This window comes from Caballeronia udeis (genome assembly GCF_001544555.2).
GTDB lineage: Bacteria > Pseudomonadota > Gammaproteobacteria > Burkholderiales > Burkholderiaceae > Caballeronia > Caballeronia udeis.
The window spans coordinates 42,395-57,103 of record NZ_FCOK02000050.1; the positions used below are offsets into that span (position 1 = coordinate 42,395).

The 14,709-nt window shown below is 56.2% G+C and carries 22 protein-coding genes; 18 read left to right on the plus strand and 4 right to left on the minus strand.

Features of this window, described 5'->3' with window-relative positions:
- Window positions 1–114: 114 nt before the first annotated feature.
- Both AWB69_RS29040 and rpe read right to left on the minus strand, forming a co-directional pair.
- Entirely contained in the window at window positions 115–864 is a 750-nt protein-coding gene (locus AWB69_RS29040; RefSeq protein ID WP_062090279.1) for a phosphoglycolate phosphatase, read from the minus strand.
- Window positions 861–1,556, minus strand: coding sequence for a ribulose-phosphate 3-epimerase (gene rpe, locus AWB69_RS29045; RefSeq protein ID WP_062090311.1), 696 nt, complete (start codon window positions 1,554–1,556; stop codon window positions 861–863). Before rpe ends, AWB69_RS29040 begins: the two co-directional genes overlap by 4 nt.
- A 286-nt stretch (window positions 1,557–1,842) precedes the next feature.
- Between rpe and apaG the strand changes: the two genes are divergently transcribed.
- On the plus strand, window positions 1,843–2,217 hold the full coding sequence (gene apaG / locus AWB69_RS29050; protein WP_062090280.1) for a Co2+/Mg2+ efflux protein ApaG: 375 nt from the start codon (window positions 1,843–1,845) through the stop codon (window positions 2,215–2,217).
- 45 nt (window positions 2,218–2,262) lie between these two features.
- Here the strand turns inward: apaG and AWB69_RS50440 are convergent, their stop codons facing one another.
- Together AWB69_RS50440 and AWB69_RS29055 are read right to left on the minus strand one after the other, a co-directional pair.
- Window positions 2,263–2,385: a hypothetical protein gene (locus tag AWB69_RS50440; RefSeq protein ID WP_047898369.1), complete on the minus strand. Its 123-nt coding sequence runs from the start codon at window positions 2,383–2,385 to the stop codon at window positions 2,263–2,265.
- A gap of 147 nt (window positions 2,386–2,532) precedes the next feature.
- Window positions 2,533–3,351 carry a hypothetical protein gene (locus tag AWB69_RS29055; protein WP_062090281.1) on the minus strand — a complete coding sequence of 273 codons (819 nt, stop codon included), beginning with the start codon at window positions 3,349–3,351 and terminating at the stop codon, window positions 2,533–2,535.
- Between the two features lie 241 nt (window positions 3,352–3,592).
- Here AWB69_RS29055 and AWB69_RS29060 point away from each other — a divergent pair, with 241 nt between their 5' ends.
- The 17 genes from AWB69_RS29060 (at window position 3,593) to AWB69_RS48045 (ending at window position 14,627) form a co-directional block, all read left to right on the plus strand.
- Window positions 3,593–4,093 carry a hypothetical protein gene (locus AWB69_RS29060; protein ID WP_062090282.1) on the plus strand — a complete coding sequence of 167 codons (501 nt, stop codon included), beginning with the start codon at window positions 3,593–3,595 and terminating at the stop codon, window positions 4,091–4,093.
- A gap of 600 nt (window positions 4,094–4,693) precedes the next feature.
- On the plus strand, window positions 4,694–5,944 hold the full coding sequence (locus AWB69_RS29065; RefSeq protein ID WP_062090283.1) for a hypothetical protein: 1,251 nt from the start codon (window positions 4,694–4,696) through the stop codon (window positions 5,942–5,944).
- Window positions 5,945–6,171: 227 nt separating this feature from the next.
- Window positions 6,172–6,390 carry a hypothetical protein gene (locus AWB69_RS29070; protein WP_062090284.1) on the plus strand — a complete coding sequence of 73 codons (219 nt, stop codon included), beginning with the start codon at window positions 6,172–6,174 and terminating at the stop codon, window positions 6,388–6,390.
- A gap of 4 nt (window positions 6,391–6,394) precedes the next feature.
- Complete coding sequence (locus tag AWB69_RS29075; protein ID WP_062090285.1) at window positions 6,395–6,898, plus strand: hypothetical protein; 504 nt, start codon at window positions 6,395–6,397, stop codon at window positions 6,896–6,898.
- Between the two features lie 3 nt (window positions 6,899–6,901).
- On the plus strand, window positions 6,902–7,345 hold the full coding sequence (locus AWB69_RS29080) for a hypothetical protein (RefSeq protein ID WP_062090286.1): 444 nt from the start codon (window positions 6,902–6,904) through the stop codon (window positions 7,343–7,345).
- Window positions 7,346–7,740: 395 nt separating this feature from the next.
- Window positions 7,741–8,058, plus strand: a complete 318-nt coding sequence (locus AWB69_RS29085) for a hypothetical protein (RefSeq protein WP_062090287.1) — start codon at window positions 7,741–7,743, stop codon at window positions 8,056–8,058.
- A 72-nt stretch (window positions 8,059–8,130) separates the two neighbouring features.
- Entirely contained in the window at window positions 8,131–10,347 is a 2,217-nt protein-coding gene (locus AWB69_RS29090; protein WP_062090288.1) for a lysozyme family protein, read from the plus strand.
- Between the two features lie 2 nt (window positions 10,348–10,349).
- Window positions 10,350–11,606 carry a hypothetical protein gene (locus tag AWB69_RS29095; RefSeq protein WP_062090289.1) on the plus strand — a complete coding sequence of 419 codons (1,257 nt, stop codon included), beginning with the start codon at window positions 10,350–10,352 and terminating at the stop codon, window positions 11,604–11,606.
- Window positions 11,603–12,331 carry a hypothetical protein gene (locus AWB69_RS29100; RefSeq protein WP_062090290.1) on the plus strand — a complete coding sequence of 243 codons (729 nt, stop codon included), beginning with the start codon at window positions 11,603–11,605 and terminating at the stop codon, window positions 12,329–12,331. Before AWB69_RS29095 ends, AWB69_RS29100 begins: the two co-directional genes overlap by 4 nt.
- Window positions 12,332–12,373: 42 nt before the next feature.
- On the plus strand, window positions 12,374–12,628 hold the full coding sequence (locus AWB69_RS29105; protein WP_062090291.1) for a hypothetical protein: 255 nt from the start codon (window positions 12,374–12,376) through the stop codon (window positions 12,626–12,628).
- A gap of 10 nt (window positions 12,629–12,638) precedes the next feature.
- The gene (locus AWB69_RS29110) at window positions 12,639–12,827 is read left to right on the plus strand and encodes a hypothetical protein (protein ID WP_062090292.1); all 189 of its coding nucleotides are present in this window, start codon (window positions 12,639–12,641) and stop codon (window positions 12,825–12,827) included.
- A gap of 10 nt (window positions 12,828–12,837) precedes the next feature.
- Complete coding sequence (locus AWB69_RS29115; RefSeq protein WP_062090293.1) at window positions 12,838–13,098, plus strand: hypothetical protein; 261 nt, start codon at window positions 12,838–12,840, stop codon at window positions 13,096–13,098.
- A gap of 9 nt (window positions 13,099–13,107) precedes the next feature.
- Entirely contained in the window at window positions 13,108–13,452 is a 345-nt protein-coding gene (locus AWB69_RS29120; protein ID WP_062090294.1) for a hypothetical protein, read from the plus strand.
- Between the two features lie 9 nt (window positions 13,453–13,461).
- Window positions 13,462–13,716, plus strand: a complete 255-nt coding sequence (locus tag AWB69_RS29125; RefSeq protein ID WP_062090295.1) for a hypothetical protein — start codon at window positions 13,462–13,464, stop codon at window positions 13,714–13,716.
- A gap of 1 nt (window position 13,717) precedes the next feature.
- On the plus strand, window positions 13,718–14,176 hold the full coding sequence (locus AWB69_RS29130; RefSeq protein ID WP_062090296.1) for a DUF2280 domain-containing protein: 459 nt from the start codon (window positions 13,718–13,720) through the stop codon (window positions 14,174–14,176).
- Entirely contained in the window at window positions 14,161–14,463 is a 303-nt protein-coding gene (locus AWB69_RS29135) for a hypothetical protein (RefSeq protein ID WP_062090297.1), read from the plus strand. The genes AWB69_RS29130 and AWB69_RS29135 overlap by 16 nt, the downstream gene beginning before the upstream one ends.
- Window positions 14,460–14,627 carry a hypothetical protein gene (locus AWB69_RS48045; RefSeq protein ID WP_156529003.1) on the plus strand — a complete coding sequence of 56 codons (168 nt, stop codon included), beginning with the start codon at window positions 14,460–14,462 and terminating at the stop codon, window positions 14,625–14,627. The genes AWB69_RS29135 and AWB69_RS48045 overlap by 4 nt, the downstream gene beginning before the upstream one ends.
- Window positions 14,628–14,709: the final 82 nt, after the last annotated feature.

Below are 14,709 nucleotides of genomic sequence, written 5' to 3' on the forward strand. Positions count from 1 at the left end.
ACGAGCTTCAGCGACCCTCGGGCGAGGTTAGCGCGACCAGCGACGCCAGGGCCAGGCTCCCCGGTCGATGCTGCTCAGACTCCGTTTTTTGTTCAGAAACATGAGGATTGAGAACTAGTCAGTCGATGTTGTCGCGCCGGGTGCAGCGGGCGCGGCCATGGTTGCTGCTATTGCCTGTGCGGCAGTTAGCAGGGAAGAAACTATACCATCGGATTTCACGAGGTGCACGGGTTTGCCGTGGTTGTAACCGTAAGGCACCGTAAGCGTCGCCATGCCCGCTGCACGGCCAGCCAGCGCGTCATTCTCCGAATCCCCGATAGCGACGGCTTCGCGCGGCAGCACGTCAAGCCGCTCGCAGGCAATCAGCATGGGCGCCGGATCTGGCTTTTTTTGCGGGACGGAATCGCCGCCGAGTACCACCTTGAAGTATTCGGCCAAGCCGAATTTCACCAGCAGTTCGACAGCGAACCTGTGCGGCTTGTTCGTCACGCACGCCAGCGGCAAACCGAGATCCCGTAACGCTTTCAGGCCTTCCGTGACTTCGGGATAGAGGGTGGAGCGCTGTCCGTTGATACGTGCGTATTCCGTCTGATAGATCGCGAGGGCGTCTTCGAACTTCGTGCTTGCTTCCAGCGCTGAAAACCGGACGGCCAGCACGCTGCGGATCAGGTTCTCCGAACCCTTTCCTATATAGCCAATGACTTCGTCCCGGTCCGCAGCTTTTGTGCCGATACGCGCCAGCATGCCGTTGAGCGCCGCGACGAAATCGTCGGCGGTGTCGATCATTGTCCCATCCAGGTCGATGATCGCCGCGCGCAGCGTCTTGTTCGTGAACGCCGGAAGCTCCGCCGTGAGTTCGCTCATCGCGCTTCTCCGGTATTCACTTTGGCCAGTTCGGCGCGCATTTGCGCGATAACGTCGTGGTAATTGTGGTGGCCGAAAATGGCCGATCCGGCCACGAACGTATCCGCGCCGGCTTCGGCGATTTCCCGGATGTTGTCGATTTTGACGCCGCCGTCCACTTCAAGATGAATCTCGCGTCCGGTCCGCTCGCGGTATTCGTCGATACGCCGGCGCGCTTCACGCAGTTTTACGAGTGCTTCGGGAATGAACGACTGGCCGCCGAAGCCCGGGTTCACGGACATGATCAGCACCAGATCGACCTTGTCCATCACGTAGTCGAGATGACTCAGCGACGTGGCCGGATTAAAAACCAGACCGGCCTTGCAGCCGTGATCGCGAATCAGCGACAGCGTGCGATCGATATGATCCGAACCTTGCGGATGAAAGCTGATCACATTGGCGCCGGCTTTTGCGAAATCCGGCACGATACGATCGACCGGGCGCACCATCAGATGCACGTCGATAGGCACATCCGTATGCGGGCGCAGCGCTTCGCAGACCATGGGGCCAATTGTCAGGTTCGGGACGTAATGGTTGTCCATCACGTCGAAGTGGATCCAGTCCGCGCCGGCTGCGACCACGTTGCGGACCTCTTCGCCGAGAATGGCAAAGTCGGCGGACAAAATACTGGGGGACAGGCGAAATTGCGTCATGACGTCGGCCGGTTGCAAGCGGAAAATGCATTTTACAGTGTGACGACCTTTTTAACCGCTGACCGAATGGCCTGCGTCCCGTCCTGCGGCCTCCCGCGGGTGTTTCGCGCGCTTGACAAAGCCCTTGCAGGCAGCGGCGTTCTGTTGCGGGCACCGGCTGCATCAAGCAGAATGCGTCACCTGACATTCACGCAAATTCGCGCAACCCGCGCCGGACCTCTGTCTTTGAGAGGGCCAGGGGTTAGGGGTTAGAACCCGCGCAGCACATTTTTGAATTGGAAAAGCGATGAGCCAGTATGAATTCAGCGTATCCGTCCAGACGCAATATCTCCCTGAACAATCGGATCCGGACGCCCACCAGTTTGCGTTCGCTTACACTCTGACCATCCGGAACACGGGCCAGGTCGCGGCACAACTGATCTCGCGCCACTGGATCATCACTGACAGCGACGACGTGGTTCAGGAAGTAAAGGGACTTGGCGTGGTCGGCAACCAGCCGTTGCTGCCGCCGGGGGAGAAATTCGAGTACACGAGCTGGGCGGTCATTGCGACGCCCGTCGGTACCATGCGCGGCTCGTATTTTTGCGTGGCCGAAGACGGCGAGCGTTTCGAGGTGCCGGTTGCTGAATTTGCACTGCACATGCCGCGTACGCTGCATTGAACCAGCGCCAAAACACGTGCGGTTATGCCGCTTGCGTTTCTTCTTCTAGCGCCTGTTTTTCTTCTTGCCCGAAGCCGTCCATACGACGATAAAGATCAGCAGAAGCAGCGCCACGAGAGACTCGAGCGCAAAAATAAGCATTGGGTATTCGTCGAATAGATCAGACATGGCGGTTCTCATCAAGAACTATCATAACAGGCTTGAAATCCTTATGTAGTAAGGCTTTGTGGCTTATCTGAATTGGGCTTTTACCTCAATTTTACCCCAAAAAGCGGGGTCAGATAGGCCGTAATCCCTGCGCAATCAGTTGCGCGCTCATGCCGCAGGCTGTTCCGGCTTTGCCTTGACCGTTTTCTTACCGGGCTTGACCGTAACCTTGGCTTCCGAGCTAAGCAGCGTATCCACCGCCCCGAAAAACTCTTTCGGGAACAGCTTGTGCACCAACGCCACCGCCGCGCCAGCCCCCAGCCCTTTGAGATAGGCCACCGCTGCCCCTTCGCCATCCACCGGGTTCGTGGCGGGCGCGGCCTTGTTCGGTATATCTTTGGCATCCACGTCTTGTACGTCATCAACAGGCGCGGGGTCTTTCGGTACGTAGCCGTGATCTACAGTAGTACCAGCGGCCTTTTCCGCCTTGTTCGCCCGCCTGACCGCTGCCGACCTTCTGGCCGCTTCTACCTTGGCCGCGTCTTTCGGCACTAGCCCCGCGACGAGACTTTTAACCTCCAGCACCGACTTCCCGGAAAGCTGTTGCACGAGTTCCGGCGCGTTGTCGTGCGTAAGCATTTTGGCGACATGCTGAAGAACGGAGAACGGCAAAGTCTCGACCACGCTGTATTCAATTTTCTCATTTTCCAGCCGTTCAAAGACCCGAATGAACCCGTTAGCCTGTGCAACGTCTACCCTCAGTTCTTTCTTCACGTAGTCGGTGAACGAGTCATACCAGAATGCCTTGTCATGCTCGACGTTGATCTTGTGCTTGACGCGCGACAGCAGCGCACCAAGTTCGTAACTCGACCGACTGACGTTTTCTGCCGCCTTTTGGGTTTCGCGCATCAGTACACGCGCACTCATGCTGCCGACTTTCACAACGAAACTGGAAGGGTTTGCTTCTACTACACTGGTTTGTGCCATGACTGACTCCATTCAGTTGGGGGTGATCCTGCTAAACGATTAGCAGCGACCGCACCTCGATAGTAGGAGACAACATCGCGGTTTACAACCGATATGCGATTGTCAAACCAGATAGAAAAGTGGTTTACCACACGCAAAAGAACAAAAAAACGCATAAGCTAGAGCGCGCGCTGGTTTGGCAACCGGTGTATCGACCCGCCAGCAGTCAATTGCACTGACACACATACTTTCGAGGGCAACAATGAAAATCATTTGTGCGGTCTTGCTGGTGGCGCTTGCTGGTGTAGGCTGGTGGCTCAGGACCGAAGTTGACGCCACTCGACGGCAGGCCGCTGAGATTCAGCGTTTGACGGCCAAACTAGCGGACAAGAGCCGTGAAGAGGAGTTCAAGCTACAGCAGAAGTGCGCAACGGAAGCCCAACAGAAGTTTCACCGGCTGGGGTATTCGGAAACGGGCGTACAACCTCAAGATGTGCTTGGTGCTGATTACCAAAGTCATTACAACACAGCGCAAAACCGGTGCTTTATGACCCTAGAAGTAACGATGACCGGCGGACTTCAGTCCATGGGGCTGTTCGACGCCCTTGAGAACCGTACCTACGCTCAATACGACTGGCTACCGGAAAAAGACGACGTTTCAAAGGGATTCCGCGACTGTCATCTAACCCCAACATCGACTGATGACCGGAGGTGTATATCGGAGCAAGAGTATCGGGCATTCGTCGCTCACTACATGGAGTGACGCACTTTGCACCGCTACACGTTTGACAAACAATTGCGCGCACTACGGGCGGTAACAAACTGTTACAAACTCGTATTCCTCAGAGCTTTTCGAAAACGGTCGTTTTTTGCCCTTTTTTGTCCATCTGCGTTTTTCGCCGAAAACACGATTCTTAGAATGTCCTAGCATTGAATCACCCGATGGCACGGCAACCAGACGGAGCGGAAGATAACGGCATGTGGGTGGTATCGAACCTCAGTTAGAACGTTTTTGCAGGGTGTCAGTGGTGTTGTTCCGTCCCACATCCGGGACTTCACCATGGTCCGCCAGACCCTCCCTGACAAAAGCGTTTTATCTGGGGTTTTTTGCATTCTGGCGATGGCAGTTGCAGGACCGAGCCGCGAACGCGGACGGCATATACAGCAGTACACACAAGCACAGTAGGTAGTCTGTCGTTCATCTAGAGCACAGACACGGCAAAGCTGAAGCGGCAAAAAAAATCCCGGTTTCCTTCGCAGGAGCCGGGATTGAATTGTCCTGTGTTAGCGCACAGGCCGAGAGATAAGCCTTAAGTTTACTCGCTCTCGGACGCCCCCGCAAACCGTGTTCTGGGAGATAACCATGAGCAACAACGCCCCCGCCGAAGTCGTGGCCGTCCACGATGCTGAGCAATTCAATTGCGCATTAGACAAACCGGATAGCTGTGCTATAGCGCCAGCCAAGCAGCACCGCACCGCCGTAGGTCTTCCGTCCGATTCCGACCGTCATTACACCCTTGCCGAGCTAAAGGCGTGTGGGTTCGATGCGCTGGCCGCGACCATCGTTCATCACGTCGCGTACAACACAAAGCGTCACAAGTGCGCCAAGGCGTACACGTCATCGTACTGGATGGAGTTCTTTGGCGGGTGTTCAAAACAACAGGCGAGAACGGCAGTCAAGAATGCACTTGCCGCCAAAATCGACGGCGTACCGTTGCTGCAAATCAGTCATGGGTACTTCGCCAAGGTATGGAGTCCGCACTACCTTTACGTGGGTCCGGGTGTTGATTTCAACACCCCATGGCATGCCGATATCAACACCCCAAGTACAGAAGGTAACCAGCAGAAGGTAACCAAAGTCAAAAAAGACTTAGAAGATAGCACTGCCCAAAAAACAGGCAGTGCCGAACCCTCGAAGGTTCAACAGGCGGAGACAGGGAAAGGCAAGTCAAAGGCCAAACCAACCCCTGACGCCGTTGTGAAGCCCTTGAAATTTTCCCCTAAAGCGGGTGAATTCCTGCACATGGCATTCAGGACGCTGCAACAGCAGTACGACATGCCGTTCCCTGAGCTTGGTTCCCTGCTGCACGTGCGTGACTGCGCATCAGCCGAGGCCATAGGGTGGGCGCTGCAACAACTGGATTGGAATGAACAGCGGTTTGCCAAGTGGATCACCACAGAGGGCAACTGGCATGAGTTTGATGCGCTTGTGCAACCCCTGTCTGAGCCTAATCCGGTCGTGCGGTATCTGAAAATCGGCTACCTGCGCGCGCATCTGGCCGAAGCGTTTGCGCTGTATCAGCAACACCTCGACGTTCAGAAAGCGAAGTACACCAGCAGCCAGCAGATCAAATTGAACGCCATAGCCCCACAGGCGATGAAACTGCCGATTCCGCTGTATGAGGAAAATCCCAGCTTGGTGGCCGCGATGTTCGGACATGCGGACTACTGGCACGAACAGCAGACAGACGGCCTACTGGGTGGCAAGACGCTGGCGCAATACCTCGCTAGTTGGCAGTGGATCACGCCCGCCATGTTGGAGTGGCTCGACAACGAAGCGGTGAGAGAGCGTGTGGAGGAACTGCTGGCCGTCCACGATACCGCAGCGGCTTGAACCTGGCTTTTTGTCGGGCCTGTTGGGCGGTGGTTGGTCTTGGGATGAGGGTGGAGCGTGGCAGGCCGTCACAAGCCTGCTAAATCGTTTAGCAGAATCCGCGCACTCAATTGCGTAGAACTAACGAATGTGGGCGACCACGCACTCAACGCGCATAAGGTGCCCACGCGATTTGTGGTCAATATACTTGGAAGTAACAGGTGTTACATCACAAGGAACTGCCGGTCATGAACGAGTCGCGCGCACCACACAGAGAAACGCCTGATTCAGTTCTCAAAGGGATTCTGGCAGCGGTGGCAAGTGGCTTGGCGCTGGATACCGCATGTACCAACGCCGGTATCAATCGCAAGACCTTTTACATGTACTTGCGTGACGACAGGCAGCTAGTGGCCGACTACGCCGAAGCCACAAAATTGCAGGTACACAGCAGATTTTCGAAGGAGTAACGAAATGGCAGTTCGTAAACGTCCCGCTTGGGATTTGAGCCTTAGTGAAATTGAGGCCCGCGCCAAAAGTGCGCGAGTGGATGCGCTTTTGCGACCGCAGCAAGCCCGCGCGGACGCCGTAAGTGCCGCCGACCGGGAAATACTTCGCGCCGTGGCTCAGAACCTGACTGCCGATCAAGTTATTGCGATCAGTGCGGCGATGCAGCGCGGCGAAGTCCCGGACCTTACGAGCTATCTCAGTAACGTACGCGCCGACAGCACGATAACGGGTGACGGTTTGAGAATGGTCGTTCATCACGACGACAGCGGGAGACCTGTTCGTGAGTTTGAGAACACCGGCAAGCGCAAGGTGTGGATGGACACGTTTCGTGATCCACCCACTTTGATGATTCGAATCAACAAAAAAGCAGGACAGCCGGACAGCGAAGACAACAATGCCTATCAAGTGCGATGGGAAGAAGACCAGCGAAAGCTGGCATCTGGTACGTACACTTTGCCGGAGCTTTGAACCATGCGCCAAGACCTCGCCACTGTCGTTCAATACGATCAAATCGCCGCCGAATATGCGCCAGTGGTGCAAGTCGCTGGACTGCGAACCGCAATCATCGACATTTGCCGGAACGATGCCGCGACGCCCGATCAACTCCGTAAAATGTTGATCCATCAATTGCAAGCTACTTTGCCTAAGTCGGTTCCGGCCAGCATTCGGGGCAACCTGTCGCCACAGGCACCCGCCGATATGGTCGCCACGACTGAGGCAAAGGTACGTTCCGCTGTGTTCGAGACCGCGCATCAATCGCCGGAATTGCGGGCTGTTGTTTCGAAAGATCGGGTAGGCCGTGAGCAGACCGAATTTTTCGGGCAAAAACGGTCATGGATGACCGCATATTCCAAGCCGCCCCAGTTGATGAAATCAATCAACGGCCAGCCCGTTCGCCTGCCGGTAATCGTGTAGTGAGTTGATGGTGACTGCCATGATCAAGCCGCTTACCAAGAGATGCGCAACGTGCTTGCTGGACAAGCCGTTGATTGCATTTGGTCATTGTCGTGCCCGTGTTGATGGCTTTCAACCGCAGTGCCGAGCATGTCGGAAAGAACTAGCAGCGGATTACTACAGGCGGCACCGGGAACAAATTCTGGCTAAAGCCCGCGCACGTCAGAAGCAGCAAGGGAGCACGTCATGACCGCACGTACCGCGCGCTGGCCGCAACCCATACCGCGACGCCCGGTTAAGCAGCGCCGTTTTGAACCACCAGCGGGTGGGATCACCCTAGCGCAGATTGCCGCTCCCGGTCGCGCAGGCATGACGGTAGATCAGTACTGGAAAATGAAGGGCAAGCGAGGTGTGAAATGATTGATATCCCAAAACTCGAAGCACTGCTGTCTTGCGCTACTGATATCTGGACCGTGCGAATTCCACAATTCCGCATGACCCACGGTGTGGGCGAGGAAGTTGAACGGAACGTGGCGAACATGTTGATGGTGGTAGCCAATTGTTTGGATCAATCTGTGCAGATTCTTAAAGAAGGGCAGTACGAGGACTCGGTTGCACATATCAGTGGACTTGTCAGGCGCGCGCTGGCCCAAATTGAAGATTGCCACGAAGAAGCGGCGGGGTGGGCAGTAGCCAATGCCGTGGTGGAAGCCGCGAAATCGACCAAGCATTGATCTATAGCACCGACGTGCGGATTGTCAGTAGTCCGCAATTGATTGCGCAGCATCACACATGAGGGGCTGGCCGTGGCAGACAAAAAAATCCTTGAGATTCCTGTTGAAACTGAGCAATGGGATTCTTTTGTGGAATCTTTCCACAATTGGCAGTCCGAGCTAGAGAAGACTAACGGCGCGTGGGCTGGCACAAATCGCGGCGTGCGGGAATTGGGCACGGCTTTCGATCATGTGGAAACCACATTCAATGATCTAGTTGAGAAGGCGACCGCCAGCAAGTTTTCTAGCCCCACGAATGGGGTGTTCACGCGCGTCGATAAGACCTCGAAGGAAACTGCAAAGTCATGGCAGAACATAGCCAAGGAAATCGAAAAAGCAGGGCGTGGCCTGACTGGTATCGCACGTAATGGCGGCATGGGGGTATTTGGGCTGTTCGGTGCTGCCGGTGTACTGGCTGGTGGACTCTACGGCGCGACGGCGGGCGCTGCCAACAGCGTGGCTGGTGACTTTAAAAGTGGTCGCCAACTCGGGCTTGAGCTTGGCAAGGAAAAGGAATTCGGCATTGCCGGTGAGCCTTATGGCCTTGGCCGTGACGCACTCGAAGAAGCCGCCAATGCAAAGGCAGACCCGACGAAACAACTGCCGTTCATGAATGCCGGTGTTAGCGCTCAGGACTTTGCTACCAAAGATGCCGCAGAGCTTGCATGGCAGAAGGCCCGTGGTGAGGCCCAGTTATACAGCCAGTGGGAAAAGACCAGCCCCCAGTTCGCAGTAGCGCAGGCGCAATCATACTTTCCCGGAGAGAACCCGGACCAACTTCGCTTGCTGGCGGACGCACTGGATAAAGGAGACCTTGACAAGGCCCAGCAGCAGTACGAACAGAACTGGCAAAAAGTCGGTTACACCCAGCAGCAAGGTGAGGACGCCACGAAATTCAAGCAGGATCAGGCGCAAAAATGGGCTGATATCGAAACAGCATGGAATAAAGATATTTTGCTGCTGGCCCCGCACTTGGACAAGTGGAGTACCGCAGCCGAAAAGCTGGTGGTGGGCTTTCTCGACAACAGCGCGAAGACCGTCAACGACCTTGCAAACGCTGGTGACAACCCGACACCACCCGGTACTGAGCCGCCGCCAGCAGCATCAAATGACATTCCGGCACGTATCACGCGCGGCACCGCCATGGTGGGCCAGTGGCTACAAGAGCATGGCCTGACCAACCCATTCGACGGTGCAGGCGCTGGCGCTGGCACCCCAGCAGGGCAACCGGGTTTCACCGCAGACCCTGACAAAGCCGCGCACATGGCAGCGCTCGAAAACATTTGGAGCATGCCCAAGGGACTTTTGCAGGCTGATGAAAATATCGAAAGCAGCGGTGGCACGAACAACATCAACCCGAATAACCCGAATGTGCTCGGTGCATTCCAGTTCGATCAACCGACCGCCGATAAATACGGGGTAATTCGCACCGACGAGTATTCGAGCGAGGCAGGCGCGGCACGCTATCTGGCTGACCTGAAAAAGCGATATGGGTCATGGGATAAGGCCGTGGCAGCGTTTGACGGTTTTGCTGGCCTTGACCGCGACATTGCTAAATACGGCGATGCGTGGAAGGACCACATCAGCGAATTCCAGAAAAGTGGCGAGACCTCGAAGTATCTGCGAAAACTAGCCGACCAAGGTATCGACCTTAGCGGGGGGAAAACGCCGTTCGATGACCCGAAGAACATCGCGCTTGCGAAGGCCAGCGACCCCAACAGTGGGAAGCACGACCGCAGCAGCCAGCAAAAGCCTTTCGATGACCCGCAGATCATCATGCCTTCGAAGACCGCCGACCCAAGCGGCGCGCCGACACCCTTCGAAGACAGTAAAGCCTTGAAGGCCGCGAAGGACGTGGAATTTAACAACGGGCAAAACGATCTTGGCGGCACGCGCAGCCCGTTCGATGACCCGAAGAACATTGAGACCGCGAAGGCCATCGATCAGCTAAACGATCCACGAATCGTACCGATGGATGCTGTCGATCAACAGGCGCTGGATGCCCAGTCGAAAACGCAGGCACAGAGCGATCAGGAGTACGTATCAGAGACGTTGATCGACCGGTTAAAACGTGGATTCAGCACGATGGGTGACTATCTCAGTACGGGCGGTGGAGCGCAGTTCGCTACCCCCAGTGCGCCCGCACGCACCACAACTCAGACGACGCCGCAGCAGTTCAACATTCAAATGCAGGTTACAGCGCCAGCCGGTAGCGACGTGCAAGTAACGGGCGCGCAATTGGCGCAATGACCATGAGGTACTACTCGATTGCCCTTGTTAATCCGACCACTAGCCAAGTGTTAGTGCCGAACCCCAATGCTAACGGCACGGCCTTTGTGTTGTCGAATGACAAAAATGCCGTGACATTTACCAGTCTGAATGCCGGGGCTAGTCCGCAAACCCAAGGCGGAAGCAATCCCGCTGCACTCCGTTGCGAACTGGATATCACTAGCACGCCCCTGCATTCGCCAGATGCCCACGCTAAGCCGTTCGTGAGAATCAGCGGTGTGCCGTTGTCGATGGTGGCACAGGCCGCCGATTTGAACGGCATGTTCATCAGCATTAGCGGTGGCATGGCGAAGGGCTTGCCGCTGGCGAATCCACAGCAGGCTGGTTTGTTGGCAGCGGGCCAGGTATTGCAGGGGGTAGGCGAGTGGGTAGACACCGACATGAGCCTGACGCTCTACCTTGCACCGGGTGGTGCTAGTGCGGACTACAGTAATGTCAGTGGCAGTGCCAGCGCCATGCAACCGGTCACCGGTAGCACGCCTGCCAACTTGGTGTTTCAGTGGAACGCAGGCCAGAGCATGAGCACCGCCATTGCGAATTGCTTGGTGACAGCCTTTCCTCAATTGTCGATAAAGATGCAGATTAGTAACGCACTGGTGTGGGGTTCCGGCGTACCCAAAGTAGCGTTTTTTGAAAACTTGCAGCAGTTCGCGCAGTTCATCAACGAGGCAAGTAAAAGCGTGCTCGCAGGGCCGAATCCTGCAAACACCATCTATGCGCAGTCCGCCAATCCTGCTTATCAGGGCGTCACCATTCTGTTGACGGGCGGCACGCTGGTTGTGCAGGACTTCACGACCCAGACCAACCCGATAGCAGTCGATTTTGAAGACCTAGTTGGTCAACCCAATCAGAGTGCGCCGGGTAAGGTGCAACTCATGACGGTCATGCGAGGCGATATCGCCATGAGCGATTTTGTGCAGCTACCGCCGAGCCTTGGCACTACCAGCGCGTTCGGTACGTCCAATGGCGGGGTTAGCGCGTTTGTTTTCGGTAACGCCAGTAACAGCCCATACAAGGCAAACAGCGCGTTTCAGGGCGTGGCACTGGTGACCAAGGTTAGGCATGTGGGCGATAGCCGCAACGCCGCTGGCAAGGCATGGGTGAGCACGTACGAACTGGCGTTCGCGCAACCAACTACCAGCCCGTTACTGTCGTCTATACCCTATATTTATAAGTCCCCCAGTGGGAACAGCTACGGGTTCACCGGGAGTACGCCATGACTATCGCGTTCTTGCGCACGCCCTTGGTATCGACATTGCCGGTAGGCGTGCGTACACAGATTGGCGACGCCATGCAGTTACTGGGGAAGGCACTGCCATGTCATGTGACTAGCGTAGCAGGCCCGCTTATCACTGTCGCATTCGACCTCGCACCTAGCGTGTGGACGTTGCCGCAGATCACCGTCCCGCTGTTCGGACCTGAATACGTGCGCTACCCGATTCAACCGAAGGACAAGGGTTATGTCATTCCGGTGGCGTGCCCGGTGGGATTCAGCAGTGGACAGGCCAGCAGTTACCCGGACATGAGCCAGCCGGGTAATCTCGAAGCACTATATTTTCAGCCGATTGGTAACGCCAAGTGGCAGGCAGTAGATGGACAATCGGTAGTCATCTACGGACCCAACGGGGTGACCATCAGGGACACCAATAGCGGGGCCGTGATCGTGCTGCACCCGAACGAAATAACGGTCACCATAGGCGCGTGTGTGACGACTATCACCGGCAGCACCATCACGATGAATGCCCCGACCTCGATTACCTTGCAGGCACCGAATATCGTACTAGATGGCAATCTTACGCAGGGCACGAGTGGTGCTGGCTACCCGGCAACCTTGCAAGGGCCGGTCACTGTTGTTAATGACGTGACAGCAGCGGGAACATCGGTACATACGCACAAGCATAGCGGTGTAACTACAGGTGGCGGTGATACCGGAGCACCAGTTTAGATTTTCGTAATCGCAAGTTTTAGCATAACTAAGGGAGTCATCATGAGCGGAATCGTTACAACCAATGCGCCGTACCCGCCAGCCACCACGCAGATAGGTGACTCGCAGAACGGAACCCTCACGGGCATTAGCTGCGATGGGCCGTGCGTGTGCACGATCTACAGCGCGGCAGGCGTGGCGCTGCACAGCATCAGCAGCCAGCTAGACGTAAATGAGGCACTGAGCATTGCCTTTACCGGTGGCCCGCCGACCATCACGCAGAACACACCCAGCGCTATCAACGTCAGTTTTTCTTAAGGAGTAAGTCATGGACAAGTCATCAGGACGCGACAGCAGCAACAGCGGCAGCGACAGTGCGAAACATCACAAGGGCACTGCGCACGCGCAGTACAAGAGCACCGCCAACGTAGTCCCGGCAGTGCCGACCACCGCGCCGAGCGCGCAGACCGTGCGCGACTTGAAGCCCTTCCCGGTTCCGGGTTCGGCAGCGCGTTAAGGAGCGAATCATGACAGCAGATCAGATCAATAGCGCGGTTGCGGCCTTCCGCGAACAGGAAATGACGAAGGTACACGCCAAGGTCAACAGCACCCCGTTCTGGCGGCAGAACGAACGTCTTGCAGCGGAGTTGCAGGCATTGGACGCGCGGACAGAACGTTACCGGGCATCGCTTGGTGTGCCTGACGATCAGCCCGAAGTCACGCAATCAATTGCGCAGGATCAAGCTGATGAACCGCCCGTGCCCACTGTAAAACCGGGCGCGAAGTAAGGAACAGCCATGGAACAGACCAAAGAGGAAGTTGCGGCACAAGAGCAGCAAATATGGGAAAGCCCCGAAATGGAAGCGTGGGCAGATCATGGGGAAATTGTGGCAAAACGTTTGGGGTTGGTGCACTTTGCTGCGTGCATGCTTGTGCTCCCTGAAGTGCGTCAGATTAGCATTGGTTTGGAGAAAACACGCATGCTGGTGCATGAACTAAACATCGTTATAGATCAGATGGAATTGCTGTTAAAGGGAATGGAGCCTACCTACAGACTGACAGCAAAAGTGCCTGAGATGCCTTTTGGCATCTTTCTGGCCGAACCCATCGTTGATGTATCAGATGGTGGTAACGCCGATTAAGGAGCAGCCATGTACCTGGACGAAGCCGGGTTTTCGATGTTGGCAGAAGGAGTGCCGAAGGTGCGAAGGGAATCAGTGTTGTCTATCGCGCAAGCCGCCCGCCGTACCGGCAGCGTGGTGGTTGTCGTGGGGCCGGAGAATTTGCAGATTCTGTGCGAAGTGCGCCCGCAAAACCCGGTGGGATTGCGCTGGTACGTGGATGGTGCAGAAGTACCCGCTAGTCGTATTTCGCACCTGCTGGACGTAGCACAACAGGGAGAGTGACATGGCCGTATCGTTCGCTAAAAAGACGAAGCCCGGACCGGCAAAGGGCACGGCGCTTCAACTCCTGCCGGTGGACGTGAAGCGGTTCATCGTGCAGAAATGCGCGCAGTACGAGCGTGCCGCTGACGTTGTGCGCATGGTGAAAGATGAATTCGGTCTGGAAGTCGCAACTTCTGGAGTCAATCGATACAACTTAGATCACCCGTCAGGTGCGAAGCTAAGTCCTGAACTCGTTAAGTTGTTCTACACCACGCGCCGTGAATTCGAAGAAGAGCTAACGAAGATTCCGGGCATGGTCCGGGCTAAGCGGATTGAACGACTCGATGGCATTTATCACAAGGCAGTGGCGAAAGGCGACCTGAAAACCGCCGTCGCGGCGATGGTGGCACTTCGCCGTGAAATGGAAAACTTTGAAGTTGTTGACGACGAACAGCAGGGGGACGAATGGCCCGCCGCATAGTTCCTAAAAAGCGTGGCCGCACGTCCGACAGCAACGCACCGTTGCAGATAACCATCATCGGTGGCTTACCCGGATATGAGCAACTTGATACCCGGCTGACGACCATCACCGATACCGGGCAGACGAGACGAATCCGCGTGCTGGGTGGCCTGCCAGACGTGCTGCAAGGACTGTTGATGACCGCCGAGGAACGAGCGGCACACGACGACCGCGTGTATGCATCAATTTTTGGTGGATCACCAAACGACCAACTACTGGCAGGAATGCCAACCAAGGAACAGCCATGAGCACCAACAGCAATACCGCGCCAATGCCAACCGGAAATGGCCGCCCAGATGATTATCAAAAGGCAGACCGGACCAAGGCCGATGCCGCCAAGCCCGACCGCGATAGCCGTTCGTTGCTGAAAAACCTGCCGGTTGGTGCGTTAAAACCCGCCAACGCCAAGTAAAGGGGCTGGCCGTGAAGACCGTACAGCAGTGGCTAACCGAGTTGGAGAACGGGGCACGCGAGCCAGCGCCAGCGCACGGCCA